This window comes from Flavihumibacter sp. ZG627 (assembly GCF_000814325.1).
GTDB lineage: Bacteria > Bacteroidota > Bacteroidia > Chitinophagales > Chitinophagaceae > Flavihumibacter.
This window is the reverse complement of record NZ_JPHF01000003.1, coordinates 15,110-29,766: the sequence shown is the minus strand read 5'-3', so window position 1 is coordinate 29,766 and position 14,657 is coordinate 15,110. Positions and strand designations below refer to the sequence as shown.

Below are 14,657 nucleotides of genomic sequence, written 5' to 3'. Positions count from 1 at the left end.
GCAAAATTAAGGCTTAAATATCCCATGCTTAATCGCATACAGTACAATACCCACCCTGCTGCTTACACCCAGTTTCTGTAATAAAGAATCACGATAACTTTCAACCGTTCTGCTGCTGATATACATCTCGTCCGCTATTTCTTTGTACGACTTATCCGAACAGGCCAGTTTCATGAAATGGATTTCCCGGTCAGTAAAATGTATCGTATTATCCTTACCCTTGGCATGCTGATCAATATTGTTCATGTAATGCAACATCCGGCTGCTCACCAGTTCATTCATAAAGAAGCCATGATCGCGAACACTATTTAAAGCATCCCTGAACCCGGAAGGTTTACTGTCCTTGAGAATATATCCTTTAGCTCCCGCTTTGATGATCCGGATAATTGCGCTGTCAGAATCAAGCATGCTTAAAACCAGCACTTTTGAATCGGGGAGATTGATGCGGATCCAGTCGGCAGTTTCATAGCCATTCATTTCCGGCATGGTAATATCCAGCAGTATTATATCGGGAGCAGAGCGTGGCTTTAGTTTTTCTATGAAATCCTTACCATGGTCGGCCTCCAGGATCACTTTGTATCCATCGAAGGAATTGATAAGCGTAGACAAACTACTGCGCATCAACACATGATCATCGATTAGGGCGATGTAGGTGGTAGGGGTCATGGAAGATTCTCTCTTCCTAAATTAATAATAACCCTTGTTCCTTTCAAATCATTTGGCAGAATATTGAAGCTGGCACCGATCATCCTGGCCCTGTTCTCCATATTTTTTAATCCGGATCCACGCTCTTCACCGTTACCGGCTGCGTCCATTCCCCTACCGTTATCTTCAATGGAGATATTAATAGAATCCGGCAATTCATTTATACGAACAACAATTTCGCTTGCTTTCGCATGTTTAATAATGTTGGATATAGCTTCCTGGATGATGCGGAAAAGAATGAGGGACTGCGAATCGGTGAAGGAGATATCCTTCTCCGGTTGTTCGAACCTTACTTCGTAGCGTCCAGTCTTCCGCAGGTTATAAAGCAGTTTATGCACGGAACTGATAAAGCCCTCCCGCTGGATTAGTTCCGTATTCAGGTTATGACTAAGATTGCGGAGCTCGTTGATACTCCTCTCCAGCAATTCATCTGTGGGCTGGATGATCTCTTCGCTCAAAGGCAGACTGTTCAACTGAATCCTTACAACACCTAACAGTTGCCCGATATTATCATGTATCTCCTGGCTGATCTGGTTGAATGCATGCTCCTGTATTTCGATCCTGGTTTGAAGAAGAGCTTGCTGGTAGTCATGGGAAAGTCTCTCTTTTTCGCGGAGATAATTGTTATGGCGTTTTCTTTGAAGAATGACAAAGATTACCATGATGGCAATCAATAAGAAAAAGATGCCACAAACGATAAACAATGCTTTGTTCAGTATAGATAGATCAATCTGCATAAGCTTGCATAGCTGATCATTGAAAAATACACAAGGTTTAGTAAGAATCCAATTTGTCTGAAAATGGCTCCGAATGAGCCCCTATATTCCGGATTATAAGTAAAGTATTCAAAGAAAACGAACAGTATTGATTTGGGTATATACAGTAAAAGTATCGCCCACACAATCCAGAACATTGGGTGCTTCCAGATGGAAATAATCTGAGGCTCCTTAATAAACTGGATGAGATATATAGTTGAGGAGATTGCTAATAGAATGGCACCAAAAATATAATTGTAATTGGCGAATTTTTCCGTTCCCTGTATGAACAATATATTTCCAAGTGCGAAGCTTATGTAAGCCCCCATAAAAACTCGTATTAGAAGTTTCTGGGATTTTAATTGTAATGCCTGCCGGATCAATTCAAGTAATAGCAGGATGACCAGTGGCACTGAGATATTGTAAATGGAATGATTGGATTGGTTAAGATGTATCCTGTAATAGTAGCCCAGAGATTCAGCCACAACAATGATAGCCAATGACAATGTAACAAGCCTTAGGTATTTAGGATGAGAAGGGTGCAGCAAAAATAAGCTGCACCCGAAAGCTATCCATTCAAGGGTGAGGATAAAGTCCATAGGTAGTCAGCTTATATAATTGATTTACATGCGGGTGGGGGACAAATTTGACCTTCATTATAAGCTGCTCCAACCATAACTGAATTTTTCTTTCCCTCCAACAGATCAGTTTCATTAAGAGTACATACTAATATAACGGTTTGCTGACCAGGATATTTATCTTTAGACTCCTCCCCATCTATTTTGGGGTCATATACACCAAAGTAGATCCTTACTCCGAGCTCGCTGTCTTCCGCATCACCTCTATTTGCGTTGAAGAGTTTTTCAATTTCTGATTTTTTAAAATAGACTGCCTGTGAATCATTGGCAGGATCTAAAGCCCTGGGCTGACCTGTTAAAGGGTCTAATTTGAATGTCTTTTCTAAGAAATTTTTTCTCAACTTTTTAAGTTGAGCTAAAGAGATAAAATTTCCATCAAATCCTTCGGTTCCATCAGGAATAATTTGAATAGGCATAATATGGGGTTTTTAGAAAAATACTCTCTGAAAATCCTAAATGCAAGAGTTTGGATCATTCATTCTAAATGCAGCCATTAAATAATCAAAATTTCAGGCCTTGAGCGGGTATGATTATCCGTTAAAAAACGGAGGACAATTCTGAATCATACACCAATACATCTACATCTAACGATTGCCATCTTTGTAATAGCAGCGAAATAAAAACCTTAAACCTCTAAATGTAAAATCATGAAATCTAAAATTCATCCATCTGTTGGATTTCAAAGACATCTTCAATTAATAACTTTATTATTTATCAGCACAACAACATCTTTTGCACAGGTGCAACTTCGCTTTTCAGATGAAAAGATTGAAATTGTACGAAAACCTGATACAGATATTTTCAGAGTTATTAAGGTTTCGATCCAGGGGGCCACAAAAGAAGATTCTGCTACAGTATCAATTAGGAATAATCCGGATAAAGATTCTTATAAACTGGAACCGTTTGTGCAAGTATGGACTCCACGCGCTACTGAGTTCGAATTTTCTATTCCAATTTTAAGAGGAAAGATTAACAAACCCGATACCATTGATTTACAAATCGTTCATGGTGATGTTACAATTCAAAAATTAATTTACATTATCCCTAACAAAGTAGATGAATTTGAAGAAGTAGGTGAGGGGATTAATAATTTTAGAATAGTACTTGGTCACTCATTTGATTTTTTTGATAAAAATAATAGGTTGCTAAACTATGGGCGGTTTGAAGTTTTTCTTCCCAATTTGATTAGTGAAAAACAGGGAGTTCATTTCTATGTTGTACAAACTAATTTTAATTCCTCATCGTCAGTTAATCGGTATGGAGATTCAATTAATGTACTAGATGAAATGCCGCTAAAATTTGGTCAACAAAGCGATAGTGTTTTATATTTCCGGAATTTTTACGGAAGAAAAGCAGAGTCAACGTATAAAGCTTTTGGATTTGGATTTCAAGGATTAACACGGTTAGCAGGGAAGAAAAATAATTTCACAAATGGTACAAATATTTATTTGACTAGTGGGTTTGAATACATCCGTAGAGAAGTTGACATTAAATATAGTTATCAACTTCTGAGCTCAGATACCTTATTAAGAGCTAAAAATTACCCGAGCAGAAAGCAAACTGAAATTAAGCAACTTAAGTCTGTTTATCACGAAGGTTATGGAGGTATTGGTTTTTTAGTGAATAATCATAATAATGTTGCGAATACAAGGATTCGATATATGATGGGTTATTTATTCACAGTAGGTGAGCGTTCGAGCCTTGGAAATATTTTAAACGCTGAAGTGGGGCTTAGCCATTGGTTTAACATTGATGTAGTGGAGAGATTAACAAAACTCAACCTTAACTTGGGAATTGATTGGCGGCAAAGTTATAAGGACGGTTTTTTCTACAATGTATATTTATCAAAAACATTCTCATTAGGTAGCTTAAAGAATTTTTTGGTTGGGGGTTGATTATCGAGGGGGGCTCCCCCCTCACCCAATCCCCACCATAATCCTCTCCAACTCATCCTTCAACTCAGGATTCACCGTATAATGATAGGTCCGTTTATCCTCTTCAGACCTGGTTCTGATCACCAATGCCTTATCCGTCTGAAGAAGCCTTGACATCTTTTTATTGATCGCATTCAACGCATCACTTCTTTGACGCTTCTGGATTTCCAGTGATTTATTGGACACACCCAGGATAGCATTTATCGTATCAATATCACGAAGGCCACCTGTTCTGCTGGCGGTATATAGGCTCAGCAAAAGTGATCTGTCGCGCTCATCCAAAATTGCCAATGGATCTGGTTCGCTTTTTTCAAAAGGCTCCACCATTGGGCCTGAAACAACGGTAATTGCCTCCGGACTAGCAACTGCCCTCTTCCGTCTTCTATAATATAATAGAATGCCACCTGCCATCAACGGTATAAGCGACCAATACCAAATCCGCGAACTATCACCTGCAGATAAAGCGGAATAGATAGGAACCCCTGAATCCACGAAATCAGCCCGCGAAAACCCGATAGAGTCCATAAAATTCGAATGGTCGCCAAAGTAAAGCGTCGAATCAACAAAGTAGGCGATACTCTTTGTCTTGGTACTCCGCGAAAAACTGCTGAATTTTTTAATACCCTCCGCATTGGCATGTAGATACTGGTTATTGACAAAATCTGCAATGGAAGGAACACCATTACGGTAAGTGAGCATTCCCCATGGACTATGGCCCAACACCAGCAATGTTGTATCGGCTGTTTCCCCCATAACCTCCCAGTTTCCTTTTCGTATATCAAGGCACCAGGTTTTTCCTCCTATCTCTTTTTCCTGGATCGAATTATCCTTAAGGGCATCATTAATGAATCGGATACCCAGCATGTACAGCCTTGCATTTGCAGTATCCAGATAGAATAGATCTGAATTATCAAAAATATGGGGGATCTCCCTGTTCAATGGCTTGATTTCCCATTCATATTTATCCTTCGCATAATACCGCAAATGACCATTATTATTCCAGAGGCCATATCCACCGTAACTCCAGACCTGGCCATCCGCATAAAAGGTAAGGCAGCCCATATTATATCCTGTAAAAACGGTGGAATCAATTCGCCTCCAGGGATTTTCCACCGAAGCTGTATCCAGCGCATATACCCAACCGGTACCATTCACAAGCGCCAACAGTTCAGTATTTGTTTTTACTAAAGTAGCCCCTGCTTTTTCGAAAGGATAGGGTAGATCAAGGAGAAATGGATCATTGGAAAAACCCAGCGTATTCACCGGCCCTTTAACCTCAGCCAGTTTTTTAATGATCACCGGAACAGGATAATCTTCCCGGGAGAATCCCGGATTTGTCAATAACAGTAAAAATCCAAATAATAACAGGCGCATTTCGGCAATAATATTACTTAAATAATCGGTGAATGGATCGGTGAGCCGATTGGTGAGCCCTCCATCACCTATCTCCTCACTGATATCATCACTGATAATAGTGGCGTTGAATCCTGTCCGGATACTTTTGACCTACATTAAATTATTCTCCAATGAAATTAGGTATCCGGATTTTTTTGTCCATGTTTTTCTGCCTCGGATTATTAACTGCCTGTCAGAAAGAGTTTGACGATCATAGCAGGCTCGATAGTCTGCAGCAACAAAATGAAGAACTGAGAAACCTCGTGCTGGGTCTCCAGACAAGATCAGATTCAATCGTCAATGCACTTGAGGCCAGCCAGCAGGAGCAGGCCAGTTTAAAGATTGCCATTGATTCCATCAATCGAAAACTGGATTCTATGTTAAACAAGATCGGGGTGCTGAATGATTCACTGGTTAGACAGGGTGCCGACATAAACAATATGAAAAGGCAGTTGGAAGAGCTTACCCGTCAATACCAGGAATTACTCGCCCAGCTTAATGAACTGGCTACCCAATCCTGCACTATATACTCCGGCCTACTGGCCTATTATCCTTTTTCAGGAAATGTGTGGGATAGCAGTGGGAAACGATATGATGGTACCATCATCAACTCTGTTGGCTTCACTGCCGACCGGCTTAATCAGCCAAATGCAGCTATACAAATAAATGGGGGGAATGGCCACCGGATAACTACACCTGTTCCATTCAACTTTCAGCGTACCGACAGTTTCACCATCGCGTTCTGGTTCCAGGATGCAGGTAATACGAGCGGACGCATTGTTTCTACGGAGAATCCGGAAGGAAATTTCAGGATCAGTTCTTATAGGGAAGGACGTTATGCATTTCAGTATGGCGGTTATTATGTTTACGATACCGTTCAACTCAACACATGGAACCATGTAGTCTATTCCTATTCAGCCAAGACTATTAAACTGTATAAGAATGGCAAGCTGAAGTTTACAACAACCGATCCCGGATCCGAACCCCTGAACTATGGCAATGGACTTACCATTGGATCAAAAGCCGCCTCTGCCTATGATTCCTGGAATGGAAAGATTGATGAGATGCGGATTTATAACCGTGCACTCAATGCCCAGGAAGTAAACTGGCTTTATAGTCATTAGTATTTGTTCCTCTTTTGAGGATAAGTATGGATTTAATTCTTTAAAAAATAATAAAGACCATTATGCGAAAAGTTATCATTTCAATATTATTTCTTTCTTTGATAAGTTCATGTTCAAAACCAAGTGAACCTGATAATCCTACTAATGTCAAAGATCCTTCACTAATTTTTTCGCTGGCCATCAATAATGGAGTTTCAGACACAAGTAGCTATAAAAGTATCGTTGCCTTTAGAGACGCCCGACCAATTTACTTTAAAGAAGGATCGGTTAATCTCGCAGAATTTGCAACAGATAGGCATGAATATCCAAATACTCCTGCAATTGAAGTAAAAATGCCAAATGAGAAATTTTCTAATTCAATAACTGTTTTTCTAGAAGTAAAGAATAGCGAGACCAGTGGCAGTATTGATGGTTACTATGCTGGGGATACGGATCATTATATTAGAGGTGGGTTTTCAAATTATAGAGATGGATTTCTGAGACTATCTGATGATTTTTCATTTGCTTCAGAAAAAACGAGTTGGGATGAAATCGGGGGACATAACTTGTATTTCCCATCAGCTTCCTCTGATTGTATAAATTATAATCATTATAAAGGGCTAATTGGCAAAACATTTAACCTAAACACGTCAAATTTTTCCCGTATAGCAATTGTTTTGGATAATCGCGTAGGTAATATTTATGTTAATCAGGAAAGTACATTATCCTTAGAAATAAATGAACCTATAATATTAAATAGATGTAAACTCAACACAGAATTCACCATTCAATTTGGCCGGGGCTCGATTTTGAAAAAACTAAAAGTTTATAATCGTGCTTTAACCTCCAGCGAATTGGCTGCTCTATAAAAGTAATCCCCATTGCAAATAGGTTGCACTGAACCTACCTAAGTTTACCTCCAACCCCAAAACCCAGTACTATGCCGGAGCAAACCCATATCGCCCAAACCCAGGTAGATCAATTCCTGGAGGCCTTCCGTAAGCTCGATCTCCTGATGATTGACCTACTCCTTGATGAAAACCTTCTCTACCAGGAAATGCCCAAAGCCGTTTTCCTGAAAAAGCTGGGCCTCGCCTTCGCCATATTCCGCGATTGCGGCAATAGCCAGCTACTCGCCTTCCCCTCGCGCTGCACCGGCACCTGCGGCTCGGGGGAGGACATGCTGAATTTTTTCTTCGTGGGGGACAGCAGCCCGCATTATATGACCCTCATTATCCAGGTAAAGGAGGGAAGGGTGGCCGACCTCTTCGAATGCAACGGCATGGCCGCCAATGCCATCGTACCCCAATGTAATATTCGCGTATACATAGATGATCGCTTTAAAGATTTCCCGTTTTAATCCCGGCCTGTGCTCCCTACCCTAAACCACATCAGAACCATTAACCATTACCTTATTCCATTTACCGTAAATCTTAACTCTTAAATCTTACATCTTACCTCACCATGTCTGTTTCACCCTAAATCTTAAATCTTAACTCTTCCCTCTTACCTCACTTTAAACCCTCCATAACATGCCCAAAATCTTCAACCTCATCATCCTCGACGAATCCGGCTCCATGGCATCCATGAAACTCGGAACCATTTCCGCTTTCAATGAACTGATCCAAAGTATCCGTGCCTCGCTTAAGAAGAATACAGAACTGGAACAGTGGCTGCTCTTCTACACCTTCAACAGCAGCGGTATCAAAGAAAGGATCCCCCTACAGGTAGTGGATCACCCCCTCGAGCTCGATGAGGATTCTTACCAGCCCGATAATATGACCCCGCTCTTCGATGCCATCGGCCATGCCTGTAATAAGCTGCGCTATGCCATCGAAAAGGAATCGGAACCCAAAGTGCTGGTGACCATCCTGACCGACGGTGCGGAAAATGATTCCCGGGAATTCACCCTGGCAACCATCGCCAATATGACCGCACAACTCGAAAAGCAGGGCTGGACTTTCACCTATATGGGGGCCAACCAGGACTCCTTCTCGGTGGCCAAAAGCCTCAATATTAAAAATGCCTCCAACTGGTCGTTTAATGAAGAGGGATTGAAAAATATGATGCTGAAAGAGAACCATGCCCGCATGCGCTACTACGACAGGGCGGTACAAAAACAAGAAAATAAGGTAGAACCAAACTATTTCGATGATGACAAAAAAGAAACAGATTAAAATCTAACGGAGGGCTATGAACGAAGCATTTCAATTTGTACATTGGCATTCCTGAACCTTAACCACTCGTGGATGCCCCTAAACAAATCATTCCAGCGGCGAATAGAGGTATTGGATGCCTGTTTCCGTCGCAGGCAGCGAATCTGGACAATTGATGCCCTGCTGCAGGAAGTGAATGAGAAGTTGGAGGGAATGGGTGTATCAAAGATCTCCCGTCGTTCGCTGTACGATGACCTGAAAGAGATGTCGCTTACTTACGATGCGCCCATAGAAAAATACCAAAGCGGTAAGCTCACCTGTTACCGTTATAGCAATCCCGATTTTTCTATCCGCAACCTCCCCCTCAAACAGGAAGAAGTGGGCTACCTGCGCGATGCCCTCGATATCCTCCGCCAGGTGCAGGGCTTCCAGCTTACTAAAGAGTTGGAAACAGTAATTGCCAAGCTGGAGAACACGATTGCCACCAGTGTGGAAAAGCGACATCAGATCATACAATTCGAGGTCGAAACCCTTGCCACCGGAATCCAGTGGCTCGATGATCTCTTCAATGCCATCAAGGGTAAAACGGTGCTTGGCTTGCGTTATAAGCCCTTCAATCGGGAAGACGCAACCGATTATGAATACCATCCCTATCTTTTGAAGGAATACCGTAACCGATGGTTTGTGATCGGCAGAAAGGAAGGCAGGAGCAGTCCAACCATTTTGGCGCTGGATCGTATCATGAAGCTGAAGCCCATCCAGAAATCATTTGAACCCAACGACCTGTTTGATCCTGAAACCTATTTCAATAATGTAGTTGGCGTAACGCTGATGAAAGATGCGGTGACGGAGCAGGTGCGCATGCAGGTGCAGCCAGACCTCGCGCCTTATGTGCTTACCAAGCCTATCCATAGCAGCCAGCGATTAATAAAAACAAGTAGCAAAGGAGTAATTATCCTGGAAATAATGGTTGTGAATAACTACGAGCTTCGTTCATTGCTGCTTGGTCTTGGTCCCCGATTGAAAGTATTAAAACCAAAAGAGTTGCGCGAACAGATGAAAGCCATGTACCAGGAGGGACTGGAGGCATATTAATCACAAATAAAGCATGAGAAATTTCACCTACATATTTCTGTTCGCCCTGCTAAGCCTTGGTTGGATCAATAAAGAGAACACTATCCAGTCGGCAACCATATTCGGTAAAGTGATTGGGATTAAGGACGGTGATACTATCGAAATCCTCTACAACGGCAAGCCACTAAAAATCAGGTTAGCGCATATCGATTGTCCGGAAATAAAGGGAAGCCAACCATTTGGCCGTGCTGCAAAAGAGTATGTGTCAGACCAATGTTTCGGCCACCTGGTGAATATTCACCACAACAATGAATACGACCGCAATAAGCGACTCATAGGGGAAGTGATCAATCAGAAGGGGATAAATATCAATAAGGCATTGGTGAGTGTTGGCCTCGCCTGGCATTATAAGAAATATTCAACAGACGCCGATTATGCAAAGTTGGAAGAGTCTGCACGTATGCAGCAGATCGGAGTATGGAGCGAGCCAGCGCCAGTAGCGCCCTGGGAGTGGAGAAAACCTGTGGGGAAAAAAGTAGGGGAGAGCAAATATGAGGAATGAGTTAAGACAACGTGTAGGCCTAGCCGGTCATCGGTAAAGATTCTATAATGATGCACTGGGACAAGAAATTTGTTTTTTTTGCCACTGTAAAAATCTGTTGATCAGGCAATAATATAAACTTGTCAAATACTGATTCACATCACTTGACCATGGGAGTGAGGAGGAGAAGCTGTAGAACATCTAGAACAAAACCGAGAATTGTACAATCTTAAAAACGAAATGCGCAAATCAGTGGATTTATCTGAATTGACGCATGCGCTTATCAAATTTATTGAAGCTAATTCGCAAATTCAAAAGTTGGCGGTAATTTTAAAAAACATGAAAAATATTAACTGGGCTAATAGTATTGTGACTGCGTTTATTTCTATTGCAGTAACTGTAATTGGAGGACTCGTACTTTTTTATTTTCAAAATAAAGAACCGAAGCTAACATATACATCAGAAAAAATTATACCATTTGAATCACAGACTGAAAAGTTAACTATTTATCAGATTGTTATTGAAAATAAAGGCAGTAGCGTTGCAGAGGATGTTTCTTGTAAAGTTTCTATTGAGCCTGCATTAATTAAAGAATATCGAGTTAACTATGAAACTCCAATTGCTACCACCGATAGTCTTTTAAAGCAAGAAATTGACATAAAAATAAATTCACTAAATCCAAAGGAAAATTTGCGAGTTTCTATTTTAGCTACTACAATCAATACTTTTCCTGAAGAACCAATTGTGAAACTTAGAGCTAAAGGGATAAATGGTGAAAAGCAAGAATCTAAAAAACTTGAAGAGAAAAAAGACAGTGATTTATTGAGGTTGCTTCAATTGCTTGTATTGGCTTCTGCAATGGCTTCGACATTGACACTTATCATACGAAGAAGGTTTTCTGATGGCAATAAACATAAGGACAACCAAAATCAAGTAATTGCCTACTTATGCGGTATTCATGGCTTATCTGAGGAAGTAGATAGATTTTTGTCTTTATCAAAGGATACAAGTTACTGGGCTGAAATGGATAGATTAACTTCTCTTGCTATTGCCTCAAATGAATTTGTGAGGGTTCAAAAAACAATAGATGTAATTACAGACTTACTTGAGTATGCGGATATGGCTCAATCAAGTAAAGGAATAGGTTACTATAACATTGGCAGACTCGAAAAGTTCTTAAAAAATGACACTGCTTCTGAAACAGAGCTTAAGAAAGCAGAAAAATTAATTCCAAAACTTTTAAAAACTAGACTTAAACTTGACCCACTTTTTAAATAAAAACTACCGCCAAAAAAAGTATTTGCAAAAGAAAGGGTTGGACAATGTAATATCAGCAATGTGTAAGCATCAGCAGCGGTTCGGGCTCGTCGTTTAATGTTCAACTTTGGTTCATAACTTAAATAACATATTTTCAAATGGGCATTTGTATCGGGCTGGACAATCAATGAATTCCCTCCCTTCGCAAATACTCGAACGTTACAAGCAACCCTAACAGACCGAAAGGGCATCCATTAACTCACAGTAAAAAATACCAACAGCACATTTAAGACATTTGTTTTTGCCCAACACACAAGCCGACCCTTCGCATAACCAAAAAAGTTAAATTTTGCAAACGCACCCGACCAGAATACTAACTTTACAAACTGACAAAAAGAAAATAAAATATGTTTGAACAAACCTTTAAGAATATAGACGACATACTACACAAGGACGCAGGTTGTGGCAGTGAACTGGACTATGTTGAGCAGACTTCTTGGGTTTTGTTCCTTAAATATTTGGATGACCTTGAAAAGGACAAAGCCACAGCAGCCGAACTTTCGGGTAAGACTTACTTCAACATTATTGCATCCGAATTTCAGTGGCCAGTTTGGGCAACTCCCAAGGACAAAGACGGCAAACTTGACCACCACAAAGCTCTGACGGGTGACGACCTAAAAGATTTTGTTGACCTCAAACTATTCCCCTACCTCAAAAAGTTTAAGACCAATGCAGAAAGTGCAGACACAATTGAATATAAAATTGGAGAGATTTTTAGTGAACTAAAAAACCGCATACAAAGCGGTTACAATTTACGAGAAGTAATAAATCGCATTGACGAACTGCGTTTTAGGACACATGCTGAAAAGCACGAAATGAGCCACTTGTATGAGGACAAGATTAAAAATATGGGCAACGCGGGGCGTAACGGTGGAGAATATTACACGCCACGACCTTTGATTAAAACCATTGTAAAAGTGGTAGCCCCTGAAATAGGACAAAAGATTTATGACGGTGCAGTTGGTTCAGCGGGTTTCTTAGTAGAAGCATTTGAGTATTTAAAGCACAGCAAAAAACTTACGACTACCGATGTAGCGACTTTACAGAAAAAAACCTTTTACGGTAAAGAGAAAAAATCATTGGCTTACATCATTGGTACAATGAATATGATTTTACACGGTGTAGAAGCACCAAACATTGTGCATACCAATACACTTGCCGAAAACCTTGCTGACATACAGGAAAAAGACCGTTATGACATTGTACTTGCCAATCCGCCATTTGGAGGTAAAGAAAGAGCAGAAGTGCAGCAAAACTTCCCAATAAAAACTGGCGAAACCGCCAGTTTATTTTTGCAGCATTTTATTAAGATTATGAAAGCAGGTGGCAAAGCAGGTGTAGTAATTAAGAATACCTTTTTAAGTAATGCGGATAATGCCAGCGTGAGCTTGCGAAAATTGCTTTTAGAGAATTGTAACTTACATACTGTATTAGAGTTGCCAAGCGGGACATTTACGGGGGCGAGCGTTAAAACTGTTGTTTTATTTTTTGAAAAAGGTTCATCCACAAAAAAGGTTTGGTTTTATCAATTAAACTTAGATAGGAATCTTGGTAAGACAAATTCATTAAATGAGAATGATTTATCCGAATTTATAGAATTACAAAAATCAAAAGGAGAAAGTGAAAATTCTTGGACAGTAGATTTGAAAGAAATTGATAAAACCACTTTTGACCTTTCGCCTAAAAATCCAAATAAAAGAGCAGAAGATGAACTTAGAAAACCAAAAGTAATTTTAGAAGAAATGAAAGCCTTGGACGAGGAAAGTGCAGAGATTTTAAATTCAATTTTAGAACTCATATGAAACAACAAGGCTGGGAAATAAAGCAATTAGCAGATGTTGTAGATTTTCAACGTGGGCTTACTTATTCAAAAAATGATGAAGTTGATTTTTCGGACAATATTGTATTGAGGTCAAATAATGTTGATTTAAAAACCAACAAATTAGATTTTTCTGAATTAAAATACATCAATTCAAAAATTGTTATTCCCGAAAGCAAGAAAGTAACAAAAGGCTCATTGATGATTTGCACAGCTAATGGAAGTAAAAGCCATCTTGGCAAAGTTGCATTAATAGACGATGATTACGGTTACGCTTTTGGTGGCTTTATGGGTTTAATTAAACCAAAAGAAAATCTGAACTCTGATTTTTTGTTTCATATAATGACATCAGAAAGCTATAAAAAATTTATAGGTACTTTATCTGATGGTGCAAATATCAATAATTTGAAATTTGGAGATTTAGGGTGTTTTGAAATCCCCATTCCTCCTCTTCCAGAGCAAGAACGTATTGTGACAATCTTAGAAGAAGCTTTTGTCGCAATAGCAAAGGCAAAAGCTAAAACCGAACAAAACCTTAAAAACGCCAAAGAACTTTTTCAAAGTTATTTAGACGAGTTGTTCACTAAACTTTTTCAAACAAGCGAAAAGAAAATCATTTCTGATGTAGCTAAAGTTATAGGGGGTTATTCATTTAAGAGCACCGACTTTACAACAGAAGGCAAATATCAAGTAATAAGAATGGGCAATGTTCGCCCTGGGATTATAAGAGAAAATGAAAGTCCTGTTTTTATTGATAAACTGAATGAAAAAGCACTAACCAAAGCACTTCTTCTTCCAAACGATGTTATCATTACTCAAACTGGAACAAAGAAAAAAAGAGATTATGGTTTCACCGCAATAATTGAAAAGAAAAATTATTTGCTTAATCAACGAATTGCCTCAATACGTTTTTCGGATAAGTATCTGCCAAAATTCTTCCTTTACTTTTCTTGGACCAATCTTTTCAAAGACCAATATTTTGCAAATGAAACAGGAACAGTTGGACAGGGCAATGTTGGTATTGGGGCTATTACTGATGCAGAAGTTCCATTTATACCTGTGAAGGATCAAAAGAAAGTTATTGATAGAATTGATGAATTGAGAATTGAAACTCAAAAATTGGAAGCCATCTATCAAAATAAAATATATGACTTAGAAGAACTCAAAAAATCCGTTTTGCATAAGGCATTTAGCGGAGGTTTAAAACAAATGCAGTAGCA

Annotated in this window: 15 protein-coding genes; 10 read left to right on the top strand and 5 right to left on the bottom strand. The window is 39.7% G+C overall.

Features of this window, described 5'->3' with window-relative positions:
• Positions 1 to 6: 6 nt before the first annotated feature.
• From HY58_RS06960 to HY58_RS06945, 4 genes are read right to left on the bottom strand one after another with little or no spacing between them, the layout of a single operon-like run.
• Positions 7 to 666 (bottom strand): response regulator transcription factor, encoded by a 660-nt coding sequence (locus tag HY58_RS06960; RefSeq protein ID WP_039129935.1) that lies wholly within the window; start codon positions 664 to 666, stop codon positions 7 to 9.
• A complete protein-coding gene (locus HY58_RS06955; RefSeq protein ID WP_039129932.1) occupies positions 663 to 1,442 on the bottom strand; it encodes a sensor histidine kinase in 780 nt (259 codons plus the stop codon). Before HY58_RS06955 ends, HY58_RS06960 begins: the two co-directional genes overlap by 4 nt.
• A complete protein-coding gene (locus tag HY58_RS06950; RefSeq protein ID WP_039129929.1) occupies positions 1,418 to 2,059 on the bottom strand; it encodes a hypothetical protein in 642 nt (213 codons plus the stop codon). Before HY58_RS06950 ends, HY58_RS06955 begins: the two co-directional genes overlap by 25 nt.
• An 11-nt stretch (positions 2,060 to 2,070) precedes the next feature.
• Complete coding sequence (locus HY58_RS06945; protein ID WP_039129927.1) at positions 2,071 to 2,514, bottom strand: hypothetical protein; 444 nt, start codon at positions 2,512 to 2,514, stop codon at positions 2,071 to 2,073.
• A gap of 231 nt (positions 2,515 to 2,745) precedes the next feature.
• Between HY58_RS06945 and HY58_RS06940 the strand changes: the two genes are divergently transcribed.
• Positions 2,746 to 3,993 (top strand): hypothetical protein, encoded by a 1,248-nt coding sequence (locus HY58_RS06940; protein WP_039129925.1) that lies wholly within the window; start codon positions 2,746 to 2,748, stop codon positions 3,991 to 3,993.
• Positions 3,994 to 4,014: 21 nt separating this feature from the next.
• On the opposite strand, the gene HY58_RS06935 is transcribed toward HY58_RS06940, so the two are convergent.
• Complete coding sequence (locus HY58_RS06935) at positions 4,015 to 5,406, bottom strand: hypothetical protein (RefSeq protein WP_039129921.1); 1,392 nt, start codon at positions 5,404 to 5,406, stop codon at positions 4,015 to 4,017.
• Positions 5,407 to 5,558: 152 nt separating this feature from the next.
• On the opposite strand from HY58_RS06935, the gene HY58_RS06930 reads away from it, so the two are divergent.
• The 9 genes from HY58_RS06930 (at position 5,559) to HY58_RS18775 (ending at position 14,655) form a co-directional block, all read left to right on the top strand.
• A complete protein-coding gene (locus tag HY58_RS06930) occupies positions 5,559 to 6,551 on the top strand; it encodes a LamG domain-containing protein (RefSeq protein WP_082022081.1) in 993 nt (330 codons plus the stop codon).
• Between the two features lie 62 nt (positions 6,552 to 6,613).
• A complete protein-coding gene (locus HY58_RS06925; RefSeq protein ID WP_039129916.1) occupies positions 6,614 to 7,399 on the top strand; it encodes a hypothetical protein in 786 nt (261 codons plus the stop codon).
• A 71-nt stretch (positions 7,400 to 7,470) separates the two neighbouring features.
• The gene (locus HY58_RS06920; RefSeq protein WP_039129913.1) at positions 7,471 to 7,890 is read left to right on the top strand and encodes a hypothetical protein; all 420 of its coding nucleotides are present in this window, start codon (positions 7,471 to 7,473) and stop codon (positions 7,888 to 7,890) included.
• Positions 7,891 to 8,062: 172 nt separating this feature from the next.
• The gene (locus tag HY58_RS06915) at positions 8,063 to 8,707 is read left to right on the top strand and encodes a vWA domain-containing protein (protein ID WP_039129910.1); all 645 of its coding nucleotides are present in this window, start codon (positions 8,063 to 8,065) and stop codon (positions 8,705 to 8,707) included.
• A gap of 72 nt (positions 8,708 to 8,779) precedes the next feature.
• Positions 8,780 to 9,781: a YafY family protein gene (locus HY58_RS06910; RefSeq protein ID WP_039129907.1), complete on the top strand. Its 1,002-nt coding sequence runs from the start codon at positions 8,780 to 8,782 to the stop codon at positions 9,779 to 9,781.
• 13 nt (positions 9,782 to 9,794) lie between these two features.
• The gene (locus HY58_RS06905) at positions 9,795 to 10,322 is read left to right on the top strand and encodes a thermonuclease family protein (RefSeq protein ID WP_039129904.1); all 528 of its coding nucleotides are present in this window, start codon (positions 9,795 to 9,797) and stop codon (positions 10,320 to 10,322) included.
• Positions 10,323 to 10,541: 219 nt separating this feature from the next.
• Complete coding sequence (locus HY58_RS06900) at positions 10,542 to 11,579, top strand: hypothetical protein (protein ID WP_039129901.1); 1,038 nt, start codon at positions 10,542 to 10,544, stop codon at positions 11,577 to 11,579.
• Between the two features lie 386 nt (positions 11,580 to 11,965).
• Positions 11,966 to 13,420, top strand: coding sequence for an N-6 DNA methylase (locus HY58_RS06895; protein ID WP_039129899.1), 1,455 nt, complete (start codon positions 11,966 to 11,968; stop codon positions 13,418 to 13,420).
• Complete coding sequence (locus tag HY58_RS18775) at positions 13,417 to 14,655, top strand: restriction endonuclease subunit S (protein WP_052323912.1); 1,239 nt, start codon at positions 13,417 to 13,419, stop codon at positions 14,653 to 14,655. Before HY58_RS06895 ends, HY58_RS18775 begins: the two co-directional genes overlap by 4 nt.
• Positions 14,656 to 14,657: the final 2 nt, after the last annotated feature.

Excerpts from the sequence above, each read along its gene's own strand:
- HY58_RS06940 (WP_039129925.1), top strand. The coding sequence starts at position 2,746 with ATGAAATCTAAAATTCATCCATCTGTTGGATTTCAAAGACATCTTCAA.
- HY58_RS06935 (WP_039129921.1), bottom strand. The coding sequence starts at position 5,406 with ATGCGCCTGTTATTATTTGGATTTTTACTGTTATTGACAAATCCGGGA.
- HY58_RS06945 (WP_039129927.1), bottom strand. The coding sequence starts at position 2,514 with ATGCCTATTCAAATTATTCCTGATGGAACCGAAGGATTTGATGGAAAT.
- HY58_RS06960 (WP_039129935.1), bottom strand. The coding sequence starts at position 666 with ATGACCCCTACCACCTACATCGCCCTAATCGATGATCATGTGTTGATG.
- HY58_RS06895 (WP_039129899.1), top strand. The coding sequence starts at position 11,966 with ATGTTTGAACAAACCTTTAAGAATATAGACGACATACTACACAAGGAC.
- HY58_RS06910 (WP_039129907.1), top strand. The coding sequence starts at position 8,780 with ATGCCCCTAAACAAATCATTCCAGCGGCGAATAGAGGTATTGGATGCC.
- HY58_RS06925 (WP_039129916.1), top strand. The coding sequence starts at position 6,614 with ATGCGAAAAGTTATCATTTCAATATTATTTCTTTCTTTGATAAGTTCA.
- HY58_RS06900 (WP_039129901.1), top strand. The coding sequence starts at position 10,542 with ATGCGCAAATCAGTGGATTTATCTGAATTGACGCATGCGCTTATCAAA.
- HY58_RS06930 (WP_082022081.1), top strand. The coding sequence starts at position 5,559 with ATGAAATTAGGTATCCGGATTTTTTTGTCCATGTTTTTCTGCCTCGGA.
- HY58_RS06920 (WP_039129913.1), top strand. The coding sequence starts at position 7,471 with ATGCCGGAGCAAACCCATATCGCCCAAACCCAGGTAGATCAATTCCTG.
- HY58_RS18775 (WP_052323912.1), top strand. The coding sequence starts at position 13,417 with ATGAAACAACAAGGCTGGGAAATAAAGCAATTAGCAGATGTTGTAGAT.
- HY58_RS06915 (WP_039129910.1), top strand. The coding sequence starts at position 8,063 with ATGCCCAAAATCTTCAACCTCATCATCCTCGACGAATCCGGCTCCATG.
- HY58_RS06955 (WP_039129932.1), bottom strand. The coding sequence starts at position 1,442 with ATGCAGATTGATCTATCTATACTGAACAAAGCATTGTTTATCGTTTGT.
- HY58_RS06950 (WP_039129929.1), bottom strand. The coding sequence starts at position 2,059 with ATGGACTTTATCCTCACCCTTGAATGGATAGCTTTCGGGTGCAGCTTA.
- HY58_RS06905 (WP_039129904.1), top strand. The coding sequence starts at position 9,795 with ATGAGAAATTTCACCTACATATTTCTGTTCGCCCTGCTAAGCCTTGGT.